Below are 21,000 nucleotides of genomic sequence, written 5' to 3'. Positions count from 1 at the left end.
ATAAATGGCAGAAGTTTTTGGAAAAATGTAAACAATATTTATCTTTGCAGCCCGAATTAGAAAATGTAATAACGCAAGAATGGATTACAGTATAGAATGTAACCATTCGAAAAACATAAAAAAAAAATGAAAAAAGACATTCATCCTAAGGAATACAGACTGGTAGCGTTCAGAGATATGTCTAACGGACATACTTTCTTTACACGCTCAACTGTTGACACCAAAGAAACAGAAGTTATCGATGGCGTTGAATATCCGATCTACAAACTGGAGATTTCGAATACTTCGCACCCGTTCTACACAGGTAAAACCAAACTGGTGGATACTGCAGGACGTGTTGACAAGTTCATGAGCCGTTACAGCAAACACATGGAAAACCGGAAAAAATAATTTTTCGAGAAGATACAGCAAAGCATCCGCCAACCGACGGGTGCTTTTTTTTTGTCCCCAACATGCAATTTTGTCGGTATTTATGGCTTTTGGAATGAACAATCGGCGATTGTTTGCCTTGTTTGTAATTGGCACGGCTATTGCCAATCAGTAGCCCTGTACGATCAGGCACATTGCCTGCGACATTCTGTCATTTTTAGAAAAGAACTATGGGTAAGATTAAGAACACAGCATTTGAAGTTTTATACGCATCCGGAATGATGAACGACGATTCCGAGTTTATCCCGATTATTGCCGACGGGGATGACAAGGAATTAAAAAATACCGAGATTCCATCGGTGTTGCCCATTCTTCCCTTGCGAAACACGGTTCTCTTTCCGGGAGTAGTTTTGCCAATCACTGTCGGACGCGAACGTTCGCTTCAGTTGGTCCGCGATGTAAACCGCGGGAACAAACTTCTCGGAACTGTGGCCCAAAAAGATTATACGATTGACCGCCCCGAAAAAGAAGATCTTTACGACGTTGGAACCATTGCCGAAATTCTGAAGGTACTGGAAATGCCCGACGGATCGACTTCGGTGATCATCCAGGGAAAAAGAAGATACCAAATACGGGAATTCATCAGCGAAGATCCGTACTTCAAAGCAACGGTGGAACCTTTGGAAGACATCAGCCCAACCGACGATAACGAATTCAACGCCATTGTGGGTTCGCTAAAAGACCTGTCTATCAAAATTGCACAGTTCTCGTCGAACGTGCCGCCGGAAGCTACTTTTGCGGTTAAGAACATCGAGAACTCAACTTTCCTGATCAATTTTATTTGCTCGAACACCGATTTGAGTGTGGAAGACAAACAGAAGTTACTGGAAATTGCCGAGCTGAAAGACCGTGGCATCCAGGCCATCAGCTTTTTGGTAAAAGAAGTTCAGATGCTGGAGTTAAAACACGACATCCAGAAAAAGGTAAAAACCGATCTGGACCGTCAGCAGCGTGAATACATGCTGAACCAGCAAATGAAGACCATCCAGGACGAGCTGGGCGGAAACCCGATCGAACAGGAAATAAATGCATTAAAAGAAAAGGCAAAGGAAAAGAAATGGGGCAAAGATGTGGCTCAGTTCTTTGAAAAGGAAGTGGAAAAACTGGGACGGCTCAACCCGGCAGCCGGAGAATATTCAGTGCAGTTTACCTTCTGTCAGACCTTGCTCGACCTTCCATGGAACGAATACACCGAAGATAACTTTGATCTGAAACATGCCAGCAAAGTGCTGGACGAAGATCATTACGGCCTGGAGAAAGTAAAGGAACGTATTCTGGAACACCTGGCGGTCTTGAAATTAAAGAACGACATGAAGTCGCCGATTCTTTGTCTATACGGCCCTCCCGGAGTTGGAAAAACTTCACTGGGAAAATCGGTCGCCCGTGCATTGGGAAGAAAGTACGCCCGCATGAGTTTGGGTGGATTGCACGACGAATCAGAAATTCGCGGCCACCGGAAAACCTATATCGGAGCCATGCCCGGCCGGATTATTCAGAACGTAAAAAAAGCCAAATCATCGAACCCTGTTTTTATTCTGGACGAGATTGACAAGGTGTCGAAACATTTTCACGGCGATCCTGCTTCCGCTTTGCTCGAAGTGCTGGACCCGGAACAAAACAGCGAATTTCACGACAATTATATTGAGCACGATTACGACCTGTCGAAGGTGATGTTTATTGCCACAGCCAACTCGCTGAGCACCATTGCACCACCGTTACGTGATCGTTTGGAGCTGATTGAAGTGAGTGGTTACCTGCTGGAAGAAAAAGTAGAAATTGCCAAACGGCACCTAATTCCCAAGCAGCTTGAAAACCACGGTTTGAAAAAATCAGACATCAGTTTCCCAAAAGAAGTGATTGAGATGATCATTGATGGGTACTCCCGTGAATCGGGTGTTCGCGAACTCGACAAGAAAATTGCAAAAGTGGTGCGCCGGGTAGCTAAAAAGATTGCTTTCGAAGAAGAATACAATAAAAAACTTACCCGCGATGACATTCGTGAGTACCTGGGTGTTACTGAATATTCAAAGGAAAAATACCAGGGGAACGATTTCGCAGGCGTGGTTACCGGCCTTGCCTGGACAGCCGTTGGCGGAGAAATTCTTTACGTAGAATCGAGCCTTAGCAAAGGCAAGGGAGCATTAACGCTTACCGGAAACCTGGGCGAAGTGATGAAAGAATCAGCCATGCTGGCACATGAGTATTTAAAATCGCATGCTGACGAGCTTGACCTGGATCCGGAAATATTCACCAACTGGAATGTACATATTCACGTTCCGGAAGGCGCAATCCCAAAAGACGGCCCGTCGGCCGGGGTTACCATGGTTACTTCGTTGGCATCTACTTACACGCAGCGGAAAGTAAAGAAAAGCCTCGCGATGACAGGTGAAATTACCCTCCGCGGAAAAGTACTTCCGGTGGGTGGAATCAAAGAGAAGATTTTGGCCGCCAAACGAGCCGGCATTACCGAAATCATCCTTTCGGAACAAAACAGGAAAAACCTGGAAGACATTAAGGAAGCTTACCTAAAAGGATTAAAGTTCCACTTCGTCAATACAATTATGGATGTGCTGGATATTGCACTGCTAAAAACCAAAGTGGATAAGCCGCTGAAGATAGTGTAATTTTACACGTCAATACGATATTACAACAGGCCGTTTCTTACAAAGGATGGCCTGTTCCAGTATCTGCTTTATACTCTATCATTATTTCCTTTTAGCAATGAGTGTAATTGCCATATAAACCCTAATGGAATAACCTCATCAATATTCAGAATGTGATTCATCAAAAGAATCTTCTTCAAAAACCCCGTCTATAAACAATAATAACTTGCTTTTACTTCCCAATTTATTAAAACGCGGTGTCTCTCCTCTGCTTTTAATATTTCAGGATGACGCACGAATGTTCATAAAATCATGTCATTAACATATTGTTTTTTATCAATTGTTAGCGTAACTTGTTATTGATAAAAAATAAGGGGAAAAATGCTATATCGTTGCTGACGAGCAGATTATCCCACCAACTACTCTTTAAATACAAAATTTATGAAAAGCATTACTTTGTTAATTCGTATTGCCTTTATGGCAGTGCTATGTCTAATTTCTGCGACTACCTCGGCACAGGCGCCGGAAGGAATAATTTACCAGGCAGAAGCCCGAAACCAATTTGGAAACCTGATGGCGAATTCTTCTCTTGATGTTAAAGTGACGATTCTCAAAGAATCTGCCAATGGCAACGCGTTGTGGGAAGGTAATCACAAAGTTATTACCAACAACTATGGGATGTTTGTTCTGGTAATCGGAACAGGCGAATCATCCGGAATGTACAATTTTGAAGAAATTGACTGGGGTTCGGCTCAGCATTTCCTGAACGTTAAAGTAAAAACGGAGGAATCTGAGGAATGGATAGATATGGGCACTTCCCAGTTTTTATCGGTTCCTTATGCCTTACATGCAAAAACTGCAGGTTCGCTCACCGGCGTAGAGTTAAAAAGTGCTAATAAGGAAGGAGTCCCATCCCAAACCTGGTCATTATTTGGAAATTCAAAAACTGATCCCGACAAAGATGTTCTGGGAACCACCGACTCCAAGGATTTGGTTATGGTAACCGATAATATGGAACGATTAAGAATTCAGAGTAACGGTAATATTAACCTGGCCAGAAGTCTTGATGTTGGAGAAGACCTTTCTGTAAAACAGAATGTATACTTAAATACCGTCTCAGGAGAAACGGTCAATAACGGACCTTTATCCGTGTCCAACAACAGTCCAACAGTATTGACAGGGACTTTGGATGTGGAGGGCGCATCTTACTTGAAAAACACGCTTGAAGTTGACGGAATCTCAGATTTGAATAACCAGCTAAACGTTAATAATGCAAGTCCAACCTATTTAAGCGGAACATTAACAGTAAATGAAAACACCCTACTCCGTCAAGATCTCGAAGTTAAAAACAATGCAAAGATAGGAGGCAACACCAATCTCAACAAAACGCTGACAGTTGATGGAGTAACTAACCTGAAAACTAAGGTAAATGCCGGAGGACAGGTTACCATTAAATATAATAATCCCGAAGGGGATGCATCTGACTACAATGAATATGCGCTACAAATCGAGGGGAGCAAACATGGTATTGGAATTAAATCGACAGCAATTCTTCCCAGCCGACAGGATAACTTTATTACTTTTTTCGACAGGCAGGGAAGTGCAAAAGGTAGAATTGAAGGCAATTCGGGATTACCTGGCTTAATAGCAAGTGCGATATACGAGTTATTAAAACCAGACCCTTTTTCGATAAAGCTGGATGGTACACTACCCGGTACTCCTTTACCAGCAGGAGGAGATCAAAGTGGAGCAAAACCGCTCAAAATAGAACCTGATGGTATTGATTTTACGAGTGAATATGCAGTAGAACTGTATTCTATTGGCGTAGACTTTACAAAGTCGGTGATTGTATTTGGCGTGAATTGCGTAGGAGCTCTTGTCGGAGAGGCAATTTTGGGTGACATTGATGACGTGGTTTGGTCAGGAGTTGATGTAGTTGCAGAATCGCTGCAATGGGGTATTTTTGAAGCATTCAATACAATTGGATTAGGAGTAGCCTTTGAATCAGGTGGAGCAGATTATGCTGAATGGCTGGAAAAAAAGCAAGAAACCGAACTTCTTTTGTTTGGCGAGGTAGTTGGTGTTAATGGCGGCGTCATTTCCAAAGACTTCAAAAAAGCTGAGAAATTCATGGTGATCACCCAGAACCCGACCGTAATTGGTGCCATGCCCGAAGGTGCCAACGAAAAGAAATATGAAAAAGTAGCCTTCATGGGTCAGGTTCAGGTAAGGGTAATTGGCAAAGTTAAAAAAGGCGACTACATCCTGCCATCAGGCAATCAGGATGGAATGGCGATAGCTGTGGATCCTAAAAATATGGCTGTAGGTGATTATGCACGAATTATAGGTATCGCATGGGGAGAATCGGATGGTAAAGAAATTTTCTCTTTTGTAAATACTGCAGTGGGAATCAACACAAACGACCTGACCCGGGTTATAGAAAATATGCAGAGCATGTTGAATGACATGCAACTGGCATTGGCTGAAGTTAATCCCAACTACAATCCTCAGCTGTATGCCGTTAACGGCAATGCAGACCAAACAAGTAACCAAATTACCACATCGCCTTCGGTGAACACACTTATGGCAAACAAAAGTGGGGCATTAGAAGCGCAAACTGTGGAAGAAGCAATTATGAAGATTAAAGATTATGCATACATGAATAATCCTAACCTCGATTTAAGCCGATTCCCTTATCTCGAAGAAATGTTTAATAATCCAACTGCTGAAACAGCACAAGCGATGGTCGACCATTATCAAATGGTATTAGAGCGTCTAATAAATCTGGCTCCGACAGCTCAAAAAAATTAAAGAAATATTATGAAGAAATATCTGATAATCGGACTTGTAGTGCTTCTTTACATAACTTCAAATGCCCAGGAAGTTAGTATTAAAGCAGCAAACATAACTACAGCCGGGTTAAGCTCAGCAACACAGGGCACTGTGAATATTTCGAAATGGCAGATTGGCGAAGTATATCAACTCACTATTACTGATGGACTGATGAACCCGAACAAAGAAGAATCGATACTAAATGTATATCCAAATCCTTTTAGTAGCGAGCTTCACATTCAGCTTAAGCATAACCGGAAGGAAGTATGTAAGATTGTTGTACTGGATGTGAGTGGCAGAGTTTGCAAGACGATAAAAGATGAAACCTTTTTGCCAAATCAGGCAGTTGAGCTTGATCTTAATGAATTAAGATCCGGGATGTATCTTTTGAGTGTAAAGCCAAAGGATCTAGAGAAGCAATGGATGGTTAAAATTCAGAAACAATAAAAGAAACAAAAAACCCTAAGGGAGCTTCGCGACCCTTAGGGTTTTCCTGTTAAAAGAAACCCAGTTCCAAACGGGCCTCTTCGCTCATCATCGACTTATCCCACGGCGGTTCGAACGTCAGATCCACATTCACTGCCTGAATGCCCTCTACCGATTGAGCGGCCTGGGTAACATCGTCGATCAGCACATCTACAACCGGGCACCCGGGAGCAGTGAGCGTCATTACAATGCTGGCATTGTTTTCTTCATCTACATCTACGTTGTAGATCAGTCCCAAATCATATACATTCACCGGAATCTCCGGATCGTAGACCTCTTTGAGGTTATTTATGATTAAATCAATTCTTTTGTCCATGTCTGCCTCCTTATCCTGCAATCTTGCTATAAGCAACAGCGTATAACCTAATTTGTTTTACCATGGCCAGCAATCCGTTAGACCGGGTGGGTGACAAATGCTGTTTTAAACCTATATCGTCGATAAAATGCAGTTCGTTTTCCAGCAACTCCTGCGGCGTTCTTTCCGATGCCACCCGCAGCAACAAAGCAACCAGGCCTTTTACAATAACGGCATCACTTTCTCCCCGAAAGTGAATCTTCCCGTCTTTCATTTCAGCCACCAGCCACACCCGCGACTGGCAACCTTTAATCAGGTTCTGATCGTTTTTGTCGATGGCATCCAGTTCTCCCAGATCGTTTCCAAGCTCAATCAGGTATGAATATTTATCCATCCATTCATCAAACATCGAAAATTCGCCAATTATCTCTTGCTGTACTTCTTCAATGGTCATACTCAATTTCTTAATACAGGATGCAAATGTCGTAATTTTTCAGTTATTAGAAGAATCATCTTTCTGAAAAAATGGGGAATATATTTCGGACACACAGCATTTTAAACAAATGACAAAAATGAATCCAAGGCCGCTAAACTTTCCCAATACCCAGGAATAAGACAAGTAAAATTTCGGATTGAGATCAATTCTCTTCTTGCTCACTACTTTGCGTCCTCCTGCGCCTTACCGATAATGTACTTGCTTCGCTTTTTTGAATAAGTATAAATAAGTAAATGCTTCGTTTCACCTCTTTTATTATTTCTATCTTAATCGTTTCAAAAAAATCAACATTGTAGAACCTTTAAATATTCTTGAAATGAATTCATTAGCAGGGACAAAAACAGAACAAAATTTACTGAAAGCATTTGCCGGCGAATCGCAGGCCCGCATGCGTTATGATTATTTTGCCAGCCAGGCCAAAAAAGAAGGGTTGGAGCAAATTGCAGCGCTTTTCACTGAAACCGCTTTAAACGAAAAAGAACACGCTAAAAGGTTCTTCAAATTTTTGGAAGGAAGCATGGTCGAAATTACCGCTACTTACCCGGCCGGAAAAATCGGCACAACCCTGGAAAACCTGAAAGCCTCGGCTGACGGCGAAAACGAAGAATGGGTGGACCTGTATCCCGAGTTTGCCAAAGTTGCCGAAGAAGAGGGTTTTAAAGAAATTGCCATGGCCTTTAGATTAATAGCAAGGGTAGAAGAAGCCCACGAAAAAAGATTCCGTACCCTTTACGACAATCTGAATGAAGGCAAGGTTTTTAAACGCGGCGACAAAGTGGTTTGGAAATGCAGAAACTGTGGTTTTCTTCATGAAGGAATGGCTGCGCCGAAAATGTGCCCGGCTTGCCAGCACCCACAGTCTTACTTCGAAATAAAAGAGACAAATTACTAATTAGATAGACGACCCTAAGGAACTTCAGCCTTAGGGTTTTCTTTTTCAGAACATCATCCTCACCTTGTTCAATGCAGCGATAAATGCATCGATTTCGTCTTTGGTGTTGTACATCCCGAACGAAATACGCACGCAGCCCTGAATGCCGTAATGCGCCATCACTGTGTCGGCACACAAATGCCCGGTGCGAAGTGCAATCCCCATTTTATCGAGCAACATTCCCAAATCGTACGAATGAATTCCTTCGATGTTAAACGAAATCACTCCCGATTTCCGGGGGGCTTCGCCATAGATTTTCATGCCCTCTATTTCCTTCAGTTTTTGCGTGGCATAAACAAGCAGTGAATGTTCCCAGGCGGCCATATCTTCCAACCCGATTTTATTCATCAGAGCGAGGGCAGCACCAAAGGCAATCACCCCTGAAATATGCGGCGTACCGGCTTCGAATTTATAGGGTAACTCATTGAAAGTAGTGCCTTCGAACGAAACCTCGGAGATCATCTCTCCTCCTCCCTGGTAGGGCGGCATTTCTTCGAGCCACTTTTCTTTTCCGTACAAAATACCCACGCCGTTGGGGCCGTACATCTTGTGGGCAGAAAAAACATAGAAATCGGCATCCAGTTCCTGTACATCAATCGGAATGTGGGGAGATGCCTGCGCACCATCCACCAGAACAGCCACCTTGCTTTGGTGCGCGAGTTCAATCATTTCTTTTACCGGATTGATCGTTCCCAATACATTGGAAACATGAGCTACTGCAATCAGTTTTGTTTTTTCATTGATCAGGGCCGGAAGCTTTTCGATTTCCAAAACCCCCAGGTCGTTAAACGGAAGCTTGACAATTTTTGCCCCTTTCCGGATGGCGGCCAGCTGCCACGGAACAATGTTGGCGTGGTGTTCCATTTCCGAAACAATGATTTCATCTCCGGCCTCCACAAAACGCTCACAAAACGAACTTGCCACCAAGTTAATACTCTCGGTGGTTCCTTTGGTAAAAATAATTTCCTTGCGGGAAGCGGCATTGATAAAAGCCCGCACCTGCTCGCGTACATCTTCAAATTCCTGCGTGGCTTTATCGGCCATAAAATGCGCCCCGCGGTGTATGTTTCCGTAGTGGTCGTTGTGCAGTTCCTCCTCCTTCTTCAACACCTGAACGGGCTTCTGAGAAGAAGCAGCGCTGTCGAAATAAATCAGAGGCTTGTTGTAAACCTCCTTCTTCAATACAGGAAAGAAACTTCGTATTTCGTCTATGTTGTAAGCCATGTCTGTTTTCTTTTTCCGTTCACCGAACGGGCTGTTGCAAAGGTGCGAAAGATTTCTTAAAACAAAGAACCGCTCTTTGTATGAAAGAACGGTCGCCTTGTAATCCCTTCCGATATATCCAAACGGATATTTTCCGGGTTAATCTATAACTTAAAAATTAACAGTCTTTTCCGTAAGAGCATTCGTGGCAACGTGCCAGTTCTCCTCTTAATCTTTTATCAACCAGTTCGTCGATACGTTCACGCAGCGGCTCCAGTTTAATCTCCTGAATCACTTCGTGTGCAAAAGCATTCATCATCATCAGTCGCGCCTTGTCTTCGTCAATTCCCCTGGCACGAAGGTAGAACAATGCTTCTTCATCAATCTGCCCAACCGTGGCACCGTGGCTGCATTTTACATCATCCGCATCAATAATCAGCTGCGGCTTGGTTTGCATGGTCGCCTGGTCGGTCAGCAACAAGTTGTTGTTTCGCTGAAATGCATTTGTTTTTTGTGCATCGCGAACCACGTGTATCCTGCCCGAAAATGCTCCGGTTGATTGCTCATCCAGTACATTCTTGTAAACCTGATTGCTTACGCAATGTGGTTTTGCATGAATTACCTGCGTGAAATTATCGGCGTGTTGTTTTTTATCCAAAAACGAAATTCCGTACATATTGGCTTCGCAATTCTCTCCGTTCAAAATGAATTTCAGGTTATTGCGAATCAGGCCGCCATGCAAGGATGCGGTGTGTGTTGTTACCCGTGAGTCACGTTGCTGTTCTACAAAAACCGAATGAATACTGGTTGCTTTGTTATGCTGATTTTGCAAAGCGTAAAACTCCACTTCAGCATTGCTTCCTGCAAAAACTTCGGTCACCGAGTTGCTCAGGTAATTGTTCTGATTCTCGCTGTGATCGCACAGCAACAATTGCAGTTTTGCACCTTCTTCCACACAAATATAGTTTCGCTGCGTAACCAGCAGATCAGACGATCCTTTCATCAGGTTGATGATCTGAATCGCTTTATCGAGCACCACGCCTTTGGGAACAAACAGGAAGAAACCGTCTTTGGCAAATGCGGTATTCATGGCCACCATCGGGTCTTCATCCGGGTTAGCCAGACTGGCATATTTTGAAAGAAGCTCAGGACGTTCTTTTGAAATATTCTCCAGGCTATCAAGGATCACTCCCTCCGGAAGCCGATCGATTGCACTGCTCTTTTTCGAAAACCATCCGTTGTAAACAAAGGCCAGCGTAGTATCCAACTGTGGTACATCGCAACGGAAAATCTCCTGCAGGTTGGCTTCTTCATCTGTCCGGGAATGCACAAACGCAAATTCGGGCGCAAACGAAGGATGCAGGTTGGTATATTTATAGTCTTCGTTTTTTCGCGTTGGGATACCCTGCATTACAAAACTCTGAAACGCCTTGTTTCGCTGGTCATTCAGGATGTCGGAAGAACCTTCGAAAAGCTCCTCTTTCACCTGTTTGTAATACGCGGTGTACTTAAGCGATAAATCGACTTTTTCTATTGTAACACTCATTTTAGTTTTCTGTTTTAATCCAGTCGTACCCTTTTTCTTCCAGTTCGAGAGCCAGTTCTTTCCCGGCCGTTTTTACAATTTTTCCTTTGTAAAGAATGTGTACAAAATCGGGTACAATATAATCCAGCAAGCGTTGGTAGTGGGTTACCACAATGGCCGATCTTTCAGGAGAACGTAACGCGTTTACTCCGTTGGCCACTGTTTTTAATGCGTCAATATCAAGACCTGAGTCGGTTTCATCCAAAATAGCCAAACGGGGCTCAAGCAACGCCATCTGGAAAATTTCGTTTTTCTTTTTCTCACCACCTGAGAAACCTTCATTCACCGAGCGGTTGGTCAAATTCGGATGCATGTCGACCATGTCCATCTTTTCGCGCATCAGTTTCAGAAATTCGCCCGCAGTAAGTTCTTTTTCGCCTTTGTGTTTGCGGTGTTCGTTTACGGCCGACTTCAGAAAGTTCACCATCGGCACGCCCGGAATTTCAACCGGATACTGGAAACTCAGGAAAAGACCATCTTTTGCACGGTCTTCCGGTGCTTTATCCAGCAAATCTTCGCCGTCAAAAAGTACCGAACCCGAAGTAACTTCGTACTCTTCTTTTCCTGCTAAAACATTTGCCAGAGTACTTTTTCCTGACCCGTTCGGGCCCATAATGGCATGAACTTCGCCTGGCTTCACTTCCAGGTTGATTCCTTTCAGTATTTCCATTCCCTCAACGGAAACATATAAATCTTTTATTGATAACATTTTATTGAATATTGAATTTGAGCAACTATAGGAAATGCTGCTCCTCTGGTTAATATTTCTATCCTACACTGCCCTCCAAACTGATCTGCAACAACTTCTGGGCTTCTACTGCAAACTCCATTGGTAATTTATTCAGCACCTCCTTGGCATAACCGTTTACGATCATTCCAATGGCCATTTCGGTATCGATACCACGCTGGTTACAGTAAAAAATCTGGTCTTCTCCAATCTTCGAGGTGGTTGCTTCGTGTTCCACCACCGACGATTTATTCCCTACTTCTATGTACGGGAAAGTGTGTGCGCCACAGGTATCGTTTAACAACAGCGAATCACACTGTGAGAAGTTTCGTGAGTTTTTCGCTCCAGGAAGAATCTTCACCAAACCACGGTACGAGTTATCACTTTTACCGGCAGAAATACCTTTCGAAATGATCGTTGACTTGGTATTTTTCCCGATGTGTATCATTTTAGAACCCGTGTCGGCCTGCTGGTAATTGTTGGTAACAGCCACCGAGTTAAACTCACCGACTGAATTGTCACCCATCAGGATACAACTTGGGTATTTCCAGGTAATGGCTGATCCGGTTTCTACCTGGGTCCAGCTGATTTTCGAGGAAACCCCGCGGCAAACACCACGTTTGGTTACGAAGTTGTAAATACCGCCTTTCCCGTTTTTATCGCCCGGGTACCAGTTCTGAACCGTAGAATATTTTACTTCCGCGCGGTCAAGCGCAATAATTTCAACAACCGCTGCATGCAGTTGGTTTTCGTCGCGCATCGGAGCCGTACAACCTTCCAGGTAACTAACATAACTGTCGTCGTCAGCCACAATCAGCGTACGTTCAAACTGACCGGTATTGGCTGCGTTGATACGGAAATACGTTGACAATTCCATCGGACAGCGAACTCCCTTCGGAATGTAACAAAACGAGCCATCGCTAAATACAGCCGAATTCAATGCAGCAAAGTAATTGTCGGCAACCGGCACCGCTTGTCCGAGGTACTTCTGTACCAGCTCGGGATGCTCTTTTACCGCTTCCGAAAACGAGCAGAAAATAATACCTTTTTCAGCCAAAGTTTCCTTGAAAGTGGTTTTTACAGAAACGCTGTCGATTACCGCATCAACGGCCACTCCTGCCAGGTGTTTCTGTTCTTCCAACGGAATACCCAGTTTATTAAAGGTCTCCAGCAATTCCGGATCAACTTCATCCAGACTTTCGTATTGTGCTTTTTTCTTCGGCGCGGCGTAGTAACTGATCGCCTGGAAATCGATGGGCGGAACTTTTAAATAGGCCCAGTTGGGCATTTTCATTTTCAGCCATCTCCGGTAAGCATCCAAACGGAAATTCAACATGAATTCCGGCTCTTCCTTTTTGGCAGAAATCAAACGAATCACGTCTTCGCTCAGTCCTTTCTCAATGATTTCGGTTTCAATATCTGTTACGAAACCGTATTTATATTCGCCTTGCGTAACTTCTGATAATATCTTATCCTGATCTTCCATTCTTCTAGTTTTCTACCCTTATAACAATGTTGAAATAAGAGTGTTTAAATAAATTGCAAAGATATAAAACTATGGGTATTTTTGCTCCCTGAACATTACAATTCATACTTCTTTGTCTGTAATTAATAATGAGTAAAGAAACAAAACATACCAGCATCTCGACACTTGGCGAATTTGGCCTGATTGATCGGCTCACAAAAAACATTCAGTTAAAAAACGACAGCTCTGTTTTGGGGGTTGGCGACGACGCGGCCATTCTTGACTACCGCAACAAACAGATCGTTGTTACCAGCGATTTGCTGACTGAAGGTATTCATTTCAACCTGATGTATGTACCGCTGAAACACCTTGGATACAAGTCGGTAGCAGTGAATCTTTCTGACATTTATGCCATGAATGCCACTCCGAAACAGATCACGATCAGCATCGCCATTTCCAGCAAATTTTCGGTGGAGGCGATTGATGAACTGTATGAAGGAATTTACCTCGCCTGCGAAAAATATGGGGTTGACCTGGTGGGAGGCGATACGACCAGTTCTCTGACTGGATTGACGATCAGCATTACTGCCATAGGGGAAGTGGAAAAAGACGACATCGTGAAAAGAAGTGGCGCCCAGGCCAACGACCTGCTTTGTGTTTCAGGCGATTTGGGCGGAGCCTACATGGGACTGCAATTGCTCGAACGTGAGAACGAAGTTTTCAAAGTAAATGAAAACATGCAGCCTCAATTAGGCGGATACGACTATATACTGGAACGCCAGCTTAAGCCCGAACCGCGCGCCGATATTATTGCGGCCTTCAAAAAAATGGGCATTAAACCCACGTCGATGATTGATATTTCCGACGGGCTTTCTTCCGAAATTATGCATTTGTGCAAAAACTCGGGCGTTGGGTGCAGTTTGTTTGAAGACAAAGTACCCATGGATCTCCAAACCAAACAAATGGCCGAAGAACTCAACATCAACCCGCTGGTGGCAGCACTTAACGGAGGGGAAGACTACGAGCTGCTGTTTACACTCCCGCTCGATGATTACGAAAAGATCAAGAACGATCCTGACTTTACGATCATTGGGCACATGACCGAAGCTTCGGAAGGCGTTAACCTGGTTACCACCGGAGGCTCAGCCATTCCGTTGCAGGCCCAGGGCTGGAATCACGGAAAATAAACTACTACACTTATATCTAGTTTGAAGACGGAAGATTGAAAACACCAGCCTGCCAGTAGCAGGGGAGAAAAAGGGGATACACAACTTCTGTCTTCAAGCAAAAAAATAAAACCCCAAAGACTAAAGTCGCAACATTAAATTTTCAGGGGCTTAACCATTCGCCTAAAAACAAAAATGCCACCCCGTTTCCGGAATGGCATTCAGTTCTTTTTTATCACAACTTAATCGGGGAAATATCCTCGAATTACTCCACGTTTCGAGTCTTTTACAAATAAAAGGACTTCATCGCGTTCGGGTGTTGCGGGCATTTCTGCCTCAATAATTTCTACCGCCTGCGCTACATTTAATCCTTTCTGATAGATGTAACGGTAAATGTCCTGCACTTCGCGGATTTTATCATTATTGAAATTTCGTCTGCGTAAACCAATCGAATTAATACCTACATACGATAACGGCTCGCGACCGGCTTTAATAAACGGAGGAACGTCTTTACGAACCAAAGAACCTCCGGAGATCATTACATGCGAACCGATTCTGCAGAATTGATGAATGGCTGTCATACCTCCGATGATCGCCCAGTCATCGATACAAACTTCACCAGCCAATTGTGTACTGTTCACCAGAATGACATTGTTACCCACCACACAGTCGTGTGCAATGTGTACATAAGCCATAATCAGGTTATTGTTTCCCACCACGGTTTTTCCTTTGGCAGAAGTTCCCCGGTTAATGGTCACAAATTCGCGGATGGTGTTGTTATCTCCGATTTCAACAGTTGAATACTCACCCTTGAATTTCAGATCCTGCGGAACAGCGCCAATTACAGCACCCGGAAAAATTTTGCAGTTTTTACCAATCCTGGTCCCAGGTAAAATGGTAACGCTTGAACCGATCCTTGTTCCTTCTCCAATTACAACATCGTGATCGATAGAAACGAAAGGCTCAATAACAACGTTATCAGCTATTTTCGCATCCGGATGAACGTAAGCTAGTGGTTGTTTCATTCTATAATATTAATTATTTAATCTGTTTTGAGAACTATTTGTGCCATAAACTCACCTTCGGCTACAATTTTGTCTCCTACATAAGTGAGCCCCTTCATGTTGGCTATTCCTCTTCTGATCGGCGAAGTTAATTTTAATTTAAAAATCAACGTATCTCCGGGTACAACTTTCTGTCTGAATTTAACATTATCTACCCGAATAAAATAGGTAGAATATTTCTCCTTTTTCTGGCTAAGCACCAGCAAACCACCGCATTGAGCCATTGCTTCAATTAGCATAACTCCGGGCATTACCGGCTCCTCAGGAAAGTGCCCCTGGAAGAATGGTTCGTTTGCAGTTACGTTCTTTACACCTACAATTTCATCCTCGTTTATGCACACAATTTTATCCACCATCAGAAATGGATAACGGTGCGGTAACAAATCCTTGATTTTGTTGATGTCCATCAAAGGTTTGTCGTTCGGATTGCATTTGGGCGCACTTTCTTTTTCTTTCAGCCACTGACGTTTCAGCTCTTTGGCAAAAATCGTATTCGGTCCGTGTCCCGGTTTTGATGCAATTACCCGTCCTTTGATCCGCTTCCCGCACAGGGCAAGATCACCAATCACATCCAGCAGTTTGTGCCGTGCACACTCGTTGTCGAAATGCAGGTCGAGGTTGTTTAAAATTCCCTGAGGCTTTACCTCTACTCTCGGATGATTGGTTAAATCGGCCAGGCGATCAAGCGCTTCCTGAGAAATCTCCTGATCGATGATTACGATGGCATTGTTCAGATCGCCACCCTTGATCAGGTTATGATTGAGTAAAAATTCTATCTCTCTTACAAATACAAAAGTACGGCACTCAGCCACTTCTGTTCTAAAATCCTGGATTGAATCGAGTGTGGCATATTGGTTACTCAATACGGCCGACGGGAAAGAGATCATCACGTTCAGGCGATAATCGTCGTCGGGTAGGGCCACAATGTGCGATCCCGATTTCTCGTCAAATATTTCAACCTTTTCGGTAATCTCAAAGTACTCGCGATCAGCATCCTGCTCCACTACTCCGGCCTTTTCGATGGCTTCCACGAAATATTTCGAGCTACCATCCATAATAGGGGCTTCTTCGTTGTTCACCTCAATCAGCACATTGTCGAGGTCCATCCCGATAAGTGCAGCCAGTGCATGTTCAATCGTGCCAATCCGGGCCCCCTCTTTTTCCAGCAGGGTTCCTCTCGAAGTATCGACTACCAAATCCACATCAGCATCAATAATCGGCTGATGCTCCAAATCTACTCTTTTGAATTTAAATCCGTGATTTACCGGCGCCGGCAAAAAGTTCATGGTTACCATTACACCGGTGTGCAATCCTTTGCCCTCGATCTTAAATGGGTTCGCCAGCGTTTTTTGTTTTTCAAGCATGTAATATGAAATTCGTTCTATTTGTTTTTAAGGGCGTCCATCTCCTTTTTCAGCCGGGCAAGATCAGTGCGCATCTCCGGCAGATACCGAAGTGCCACATAGGCTTTCATGGCTTGTTTTATCTCAATGGCCGGAGAACCGAACAATACCTGGTTGCTTTTCACACTCTGACCAACGCCAGACTGTGCCCCCAAGGTAACATGGTCTCCAACAGTAATATGCCCTCCCAGTCCTACCTGACCGGCAAATTTATTATAATTTCCAACTTTGGTTGATCCGGAAATTCCTACCTGGCCGGCAAAAACATTGTGTTCGCCAATGTCGCAATTGTGTGCGATCTGCACCAGGTTATCAATTTTGGTACCTTTACGAATAATAGTATGCCCCATTGTTCCGCAATCGATGGCGGTATTGGCTCCAATTTCCACATCGCTTTCCAAAATAACATTTCCAATCTGCGGTATCTTTTTATAGGTACCGTCTTCTTGCGGGGCAAATCCAAACCCGTCGGAGCCAATAACAGCTCCCGAATGAACGATGCAACGATCTCCGATCACCGTATCCGCATAAATTTTGGCGCCGGCATAAATAATACTGCCATCGCCAACACTCACATTTTCACCGATGTGCACCTGCGGGTGAACCTGAACATTGTTGCCAATTTTTGATCCCTGCCCAACATAGGCAAAAGCTCCCACATAAATACCTTCGCCCAGGGCAACACCTTCAGCGATAAAACTAGGCTGTTCAATGCCTGTTTTAGCTTTTGTTGTAGCCTGCACGTAAAGATCCAGCAAGGAAGCAAATGCTTTGTAAGCATCCTCTACTTTAATAAGTGTAGTGTTGATTTCCTTCCGGGGAACAAATGATTTATTCACCAAAACAATGGATGCCTTGGTTTCATATATATAATGTTCATATTTTGGATTTGCAAGGAAAGCCAGAGTTCCTTCTTTCCCCTCTTCGATTTTCGAAACATTCGAAACCTTTACATCGCTATCCCCAACGATCTCTCCATTGAGAAATGACGCAATGTCCGTAGCTTTAAACTCCATTATCCGTTTTTTTTGCGATGCAAATATAACTTTTAACTAATAAATGTCCAATTCTTTAGGATAACACACAAAATACTTGCGTACAGCCTTCGACAACACTGATAAATTTATGTCGGAAGCTTCGTTCAATTCTTTTATGGTGTGATCTTTATAAAGGACAAATATATTTTCGTCATGTTTATTGTAGGCACTGTTAGTTATAACATCGGCCATCAAAAAATATTTTGCATCCTCCGGATTTGCAATAATCTTCTCTCTGATTAAGGCAAGCAGGCTTTCTTCTTTTTTCTTTGAAAGTGGCTTGTCCATCATCCGGATCCGGAATAATTCGCGATTGGTAAGACATTGTGCCAGCTTCGACAAAACAGGGTCGGAATGGTGCTGCCATTCTTTCATCGAGATAAAAATATCGTTGTCGTCCAGCAGCGTATACCAGTTCAAAACCCGCCGCCCTTCTATTTCTATGTTTCGGCGGAAATCTTCTGATAAAAATGCATTCTCCAAAAAAATCTTAAGTGTGGGCGTAGCGTATAGTTTTTCTCCGGCATGAATAAGCTGACGGGCACGTTTTAACACATTCAGCAACATAAACTCGGCAGCCACAACGGTTTTATGCAGGTACACCTGCCAATACATCAACCGCCTCGAAATCAAAAACTTCTCAATGGAATAAATTCCCTTTACATCCACAACCAGTTGATCGTCGTATACATTCAGCATCTTAATAATACGATCAATGCCAATCGTACCTTCAGCCACGCCGGTAAAAAAACTGTCGCGGCTCAGGTAATCGAGCCGGTCCATGTCCAACTGGCTGGCCACCAGCTGATGCAAAAACTGCTTTTTGTATTCATTCCGGAAGATTTTGATCGCCAGGTCAAGTTGCCCGTTAAATTCGCGGTTTAACTCCTGCATGAGCAAAAGTGAAATCTCTTCGTGCGAACAATTAACCAGTGTATTTTCCAATACGTGCGAGAAAGGTGCGTGGCCAATGTCGTGCAACAAAATAGCAATGGTTACGGCTTCAGCTTCTTCCTCCGTAATCTTGTGCCCTTTTAAACGAAGGGTCGATATGGCCTGCCGCATCAGATGCGTAGCACCCAGCGCATGTTCAAAGCGGCTGTGGTTGGCTCCGGGAAATACCATAAAAGAAAGGCCCAGCTGTTTGATTCTTCGCAGCCGCTGAAAAAAAGGATGTTCCAGCAGATCGAAAACAGTCTCTGACTGAAGATTGATAAACCCAAAGACGGGATCGTTTATGATCTTTTTTTTATTTACCTGCTTTCGCTTCACTTGTTTGCCTAATTCAAAACGCCTAAAAGTACAAAACTTTCACGAATCGCAATACCCATCTGATTCTGTGAATCATATCCGCTTGCCGCCGTGAAGATACCCTTGCAAAACCGCCACCTTGCAAAAGATTTTTATCCTTTAAAATCAATTATTTAAGCTTTCCGTTCATATTTGTCAATGTTCAGGAATTTTTCTATTTTTGCGGAGAATTTTCTAAAAAGTGTTTTTAGGGGACCTCGGGTTCCCTATTTTGTTGGAAGTAACAGCGATGATTGCTAAGGAAATAATAGAAAAACTGGTCAGGGAAAAACTGGACGAACGTATGTTTATCGTCGAAATAAACGTTAGCAGTACGAACGTGATCCATATTTTTGTGGACAGCTACGATGGAATGACGATCGAACAGTGTATTGCGATCAGTAGAAACGTTGAACACAACCTCGACCGCGAAGAAGAAGATTTTGCACTGGAAGTTTCTTCACCCGGGCTGACCGAAAGCTTTAAGGTAAAGGAACAGTACATTAAATATACCGGAAAGGCAATCAAAGTAGTAACCGAAGACCAGAAACTGGAAGGTCTGTTAAAATCGACTTCCGACGAGGGAATCGTTTTGGAAACTTCCGGGAAAGAGAAAGTGGAAGGTCAGAAAAAGAAACAATTGGTTGTAAAAGAGTATAACTTAAAATACGACGATATTAAAAGTGCGAAAGCGGTAATTTCATTTAAATAAAGTTGACAATGGAAAATATAAACCTGATAGATACTTTTGCTGAATTCAAAGAGCTGAAGAACATTGATAGGGTAACAATGATGAGTGTACTGGAAGAAGTGTTCCGCAGTGTGCTTATCCGTCAGTACGGCACCGACGAAAATTTCGATGTGATTATTAACATCGACAAGGGCGACTTTGAAATCTGGAGAAGACGTGAGGTGGTAGCCGACGAAGATCTGGAAGACCCGTATCTTCAGATTTCGCTTACCGATGCACATAAAATCGACGAAGACTTTGAAGAAGGTGAAGAAGTAACCGACGAGGTAAAACTTGCCGACTTTGGAAGAAGGGCCATTCTGAACCTGCGTCAGAACCTGGCCAGCAAAATTTTGGAACTGGAAAAAGACCATATTTACGGTAAATACAAAAATAAAATCGGTGATATAATTACCGGAGAAGTATACCAGGTTTGGAAAAAGGAAATCCTGATTCTGGACGACGAAGGCAACGAACTGATTCTTCCGAAATCAGAGCAAATTCCTTCTGACTATTTCCGCAAGGGAGACAACGTTCGCGCCATTGTATACAAAGTAGAATTGCGCAACAACAACCCGCTGATCATTTTATCGAGAACGGCACCGGCCTTCCTCGAAAGATTGTTCGAGCTGGAAATCCCTGAAATTTTTGACGGGCTGATCACCATTAAAAAGATTGTTCGCGTACCCGGAGAAAGGGCAAAAGTTGCCGTTGAATCGTACGACGAACGAATCGACCCGGTAGGTGCTTGTGTTGGGATGAAAGGATCCCGTATTCACGGCATTGTTCGGGAATTGAAAAACGAAAACATTGACGTGATCAACTACTCGGCCAATTTGCAACTCTATATTAAGAGAGCATTAAATCCGGCAAAGATTAACTCGATCAAAATTATTGAAGCCCAGAAAAAAGCGGAAGTTTACCTGAGACCCGAAGAAGTTTCACTCGCCATCGGTAAAGGAGGGCTGAACATCCGTTTGGCCAGCCAGCTAACAGGCTACGAGATCGATGTTTACCGTGAAATGGAAGAAGACGAAGAAGACGTTAATTTGGATGAATTCGCAGATGAAATTGAAGGATGGGTAATCGATGCATTGAAAGCGATCGGTTGCGATACGGCTAAAAACGTATTGAACATCCCACGCGAAGATCTGATTAAACGTACCGACCTTGAAGACGAGACCATTGACGACGTTCTCAAGGTATTGAAATCAGAGTTTGAATAAAATGCCGGTTGTATCCTCTTGGAAACGGGCAT

At 43.5% G+C, this 21,000-nt stretch carries 18 protein-coding genes; 8 read left to right on the top strand and 10 right to left on the bottom strand.

Annotation, left to right across the window (positions count from 1 at the left end; translation table 11 throughout):
- Window positions 1–126: 126 nt before the first annotated feature.
- The 4 genes from INQ51_RS18030 (at window position 127) to INQ51_RS18015 (ending at window position 6,311) form a co-directional block, all read left to right on the top strand.
- Window positions 127–390 (top strand): type B 50S ribosomal protein L31, encoded by a 264-nt coding sequence (locus INQ51_RS18030; RefSeq protein WP_233379349.1) that lies wholly within the window; start codon window positions 127–129, stop codon window positions 388–390.
- A 209-nt stretch (window positions 391–599) separates the two neighbouring features.
- Window positions 600–3,053, top strand: a complete 2,454-nt coding sequence (gene lon, locus INQ51_RS18025; protein WP_233379348.1) for an endopeptidase La — start codon at window positions 600–602, stop codon at window positions 3,051–3,053.
- 420 nt (window positions 3,054–3,473) lie between these two features.
- Window positions 3,474–5,843 (top strand): hypothetical protein, encoded by a 2,370-nt coding sequence (locus INQ51_RS18020; protein WP_233379347.1) that lies wholly within the window; start codon window positions 3,474–3,476, stop codon window positions 5,841–5,843.
- A 9-nt stretch (window positions 5,844–5,852) separates the two neighbouring features.
- Complete coding sequence (locus INQ51_RS18015; RefSeq protein ID WP_233379346.1) at window positions 5,853–6,311, top strand: T9SS type A sorting domain-containing protein; 459 nt, start codon at window positions 5,853–5,855, stop codon at window positions 6,309–6,311.
- A gap of 49 nt (window positions 6,312–6,360) precedes the next feature.
- On the opposite strand, the gene INQ51_RS18010 is transcribed toward INQ51_RS18015, so the two are convergent.
- Window positions 6,361–6,666, bottom strand: coding sequence for a metal-sulfur cluster assembly factor (locus tag INQ51_RS18010; protein WP_233379345.1), 306 nt, complete (start codon window positions 6,664–6,666; stop codon window positions 6,361–6,363).
- Window positions 6,667–6,676: 10 nt separating this feature from the next.
- Entirely contained in the window at window positions 6,677–7,099 is a 423-nt protein-coding gene (locus tag INQ51_RS18005; protein ID WP_233379344.1) for a SufE family protein, read from the bottom strand.
- A 358-nt stretch (window positions 7,100–7,457) separates the two neighbouring features.
- On the opposite strand from INQ51_RS18005, the gene rbr reads away from it, so the two are divergent.
- A complete protein-coding gene (gene rbr / locus INQ51_RS18000; protein ID WP_233379343.1) occupies window positions 7,458–8,033 on the top strand; it encodes a rubrerythrin in 576 nt (191 codons plus the stop codon).
- Window positions 8,034–8,078: 45 nt separating this feature from the next.
- Here rbr and INQ51_RS17995 read toward each other — a convergent pair whose 3' ends face one another.
- The 4 genes from INQ51_RS17995 to sufB form a co-directional block, all read right to left on the bottom strand.
- Entirely contained in the window at window positions 8,079–9,296 is a 1,218-nt protein-coding gene (locus tag INQ51_RS17995; protein ID WP_233379342.1) for an aminotransferase class V-fold PLP-dependent enzyme, read from the bottom strand.
- A gap of 157 nt (window positions 9,297–9,453) precedes the next feature.
- Window positions 9,454–10,821 (bottom strand): Fe-S cluster assembly protein SufD, encoded by a 1,368-nt coding sequence (sufD, locus tag INQ51_RS17990; protein WP_233379341.1) that lies wholly within the window; start codon window positions 10,819–10,821, stop codon window positions 9,454–9,456.
- Window position 10,822: 1 nt separating this feature from the next.
- Window positions 10,823–11,569 (bottom strand): Fe-S cluster assembly ATPase SufC, encoded by a 747-nt coding sequence (gene sufC, locus INQ51_RS17985; protein WP_233379340.1) that lies wholly within the window; start codon window positions 11,567–11,569, stop codon window positions 10,823–10,825.
- Window positions 11,570–11,627: 58 nt separating this feature from the next.
- Window positions 11,628–13,073, bottom strand: coding sequence for a Fe-S cluster assembly protein SufB (sufB, locus tag INQ51_RS17980; RefSeq protein WP_233379339.1), 1,446 nt, complete (start codon window positions 13,071–13,073; stop codon window positions 11,628–11,630).
- Between the two features lie 128 nt (window positions 13,074–13,201).
- On the opposite strand from sufB, the gene thiL reads away from it, so the two are divergent.
- Window positions 13,202–14,239, top strand: coding sequence for a thiamine-phosphate kinase (gene thiL, locus INQ51_RS17975; protein WP_233379338.1), 1,038 nt, complete (start codon window positions 13,202–13,204; stop codon window positions 14,237–14,239).
- A gap of 221 nt (window positions 14,240–14,460) precedes the next feature.
- On the opposite strand, the gene lpxA is transcribed toward thiL, so the two are convergent.
- Genes lpxA through INQ51_RS17955 form a run of 4 tightly spaced genes read right to left on the bottom strand, consistent with a single transcriptional unit; the run spans window position 14,461 to window position 18,994 of the window.
- Entirely contained in the window at window positions 14,461–15,243 is a 783-nt protein-coding gene (gene lpxA / locus INQ51_RS17970) for an acyl-ACP--UDP-N-acetylglucosamine O-acyltransferase (protein WP_233379337.1), read from the bottom strand.
- Between the two features lie 17 nt (window positions 15,244–15,260).
- Window positions 15,261–16,646: a bifunctional UDP-3-O-[3-hydroxymyristoyl] N-acetylglucosamine deacetylase/3-hydroxyacyl-ACP dehydratase gene (locus INQ51_RS17965; protein WP_233379336.1), complete on the bottom strand. Its 1,386-nt coding sequence runs from the start codon at window positions 16,644–16,646 to the stop codon at window positions 15,261–15,263.
- A gap of 17 nt (window positions 16,647–16,663) precedes the next feature.
- Window positions 16,664–17,701: a UDP-3-O-(3-hydroxymyristoyl)glucosamine N-acyltransferase gene (gene lpxD, locus INQ51_RS17960; RefSeq protein ID WP_233379335.1), complete on the bottom strand. Its 1,038-nt coding sequence runs from the start codon at window positions 17,699–17,701 to the stop codon at window positions 16,664–16,666.
- 36 nt (window positions 17,702–17,737) lie between these two features.
- Window positions 17,738–18,994, bottom strand: coding sequence for an HD domain-containing protein (locus INQ51_RS17955; RefSeq protein WP_233379334.1), 1,257 nt, complete (start codon window positions 18,992–18,994; stop codon window positions 17,738–17,740).
- A 268-nt stretch (window positions 18,995–19,262) separates the two neighbouring features.
- On the opposite strand from INQ51_RS17955, the gene rimP reads away from it, so the two are divergent.
- Both rimP and nusA read left to right on the top strand, forming a co-directional pair.
- Complete coding sequence (gene rimP / locus INQ51_RS17950) at window positions 19,263–19,724, top strand: ribosome assembly cofactor RimP (protein WP_233379333.1); 462 nt, start codon at window positions 19,263–19,265, stop codon at window positions 19,722–19,724.
- Between the two features lie 8 nt (window positions 19,725–19,732).
- The gene (gene nusA / locus INQ51_RS17945; protein WP_233379332.1) at window positions 19,733–20,968 is read left to right on the top strand and encodes a transcription termination factor NusA; all 1,236 of its coding nucleotides are present in this window, start codon (window positions 19,733–19,735) and stop codon (window positions 20,966–20,968) included.
- Window positions 20,969–21,000 lie beyond the last annotated feature (32 nt).

Origin of the sequence: Maribellus sp. CM-23, assembly GCF_021354595.1 — a bacterium.
Lineage (GTDB): Bacteria > Bacteroidota > Bacteroidia > Bacteroidales > Prolixibacteraceae > Draconibacterium.
Note: the sequence above shows the minus strand (reverse complement) of the source record. Positions and strands in the feature narration are given on the sequence as shown.

Excerpts from the sequence above, each read along its gene's own strand:
- INQ51_RS18030 (WP_233379349.1), top strand. The coding sequence starts at position 127 with ATGAAAAAAGACATTCATCCTAAGGAATACAGACTGGTAGCGTTCAGA.
- lon (WP_233379348.1), top strand. The coding sequence starts at position 600 with ATGGGTAAGATTAAGAACACAGCATTTGAAGTTTTATACGCATCCGGA.
- INQ51_RS18020 (WP_233379347.1), top strand. The coding sequence starts at position 3,474 with ATGAAAAGCATTACTTTGTTAATTCGTATTGCCTTTATGGCAGTGCTA.
- INQ51_RS18015 (WP_233379346.1), top strand. The coding sequence starts at position 5,853 with ATGAAGAAATATCTGATAATCGGACTTGTAGTGCTTCTTTACATAACT.
- INQ51_RS18010 (WP_233379345.1), bottom strand. The coding sequence starts at position 6,666 with ATGGACAAAAGAATTGATTTAATCATAAATAACCTCAAAGAGGTCTAC.
- INQ51_RS18005 (WP_233379344.1), bottom strand. The coding sequence starts at position 7,099 with ATGACCATTGAAGAAGTACAGCAAGAGATAATTGGCGAATTTTCGATG.
- rbr (WP_233379343.1), top strand. The coding sequence starts at position 7,458 with ATGAATTCATTAGCAGGGACAAAAACAGAACAAAATTTACTGAAAGCA.
- INQ51_RS17995 (WP_233379342.1), bottom strand. The coding sequence starts at position 9,296 with ATGGCTTACAACATAGACGAAATACGAAGTTTCTTTCCTGTATTGAAG.
- sufD (WP_233379341.1), bottom strand. The coding sequence starts at position 10,821 with ATGAGTGTTACAATAGAAAAAGTCGATTTATCGCTTAAGTACACCGCG.
- sufC (WP_233379340.1), bottom strand. The coding sequence starts at position 11,569 with ATGTTATCAATAAAAGATTTATATGTTTCCGTTGAGGGAATGGAAATA.
- sufB (WP_233379339.1), bottom strand. The coding sequence starts at position 13,073 with ATGGAAGATCAGGATAAGATATTATCAGAAGTTACGCAAGGCGAATAT.
- thiL (WP_233379338.1), top strand. The coding sequence starts at position 13,202 with ATGAGTAAAGAAACAAAACATACCAGCATCTCGACACTTGGCGAATTT.
- lpxA (WP_233379337.1), bottom strand. The coding sequence starts at position 15,243 with ATGAAACAACCACTAGCTTACGTTCATCCGGATGCGAAAATAGCTGAT.
- INQ51_RS17965 (WP_233379336.1), bottom strand. The coding sequence starts at position 16,646 with ATGCTTGAAAAACAAAAAACGCTGGCGAACCCATTTAAGATCGAGGGC.
- lpxD (WP_233379335.1), bottom strand. The coding sequence starts at position 17,701 with ATGGAGTTTAAAGCTACGGACATTGCGTCATTTCTCAATGGAGAGATC.
- rimP (WP_233379333.1), top strand. The coding sequence starts at position 19,263 with ATGATTGCTAAGGAAATAATAGAAAAACTGGTCAGGGAAAAACTGGAC.
- nusA (WP_233379332.1), top strand. The coding sequence starts at position 19,733 with ATGGAAAATATAAACCTGATAGATACTTTTGCTGAATTCAAAGAGCTG.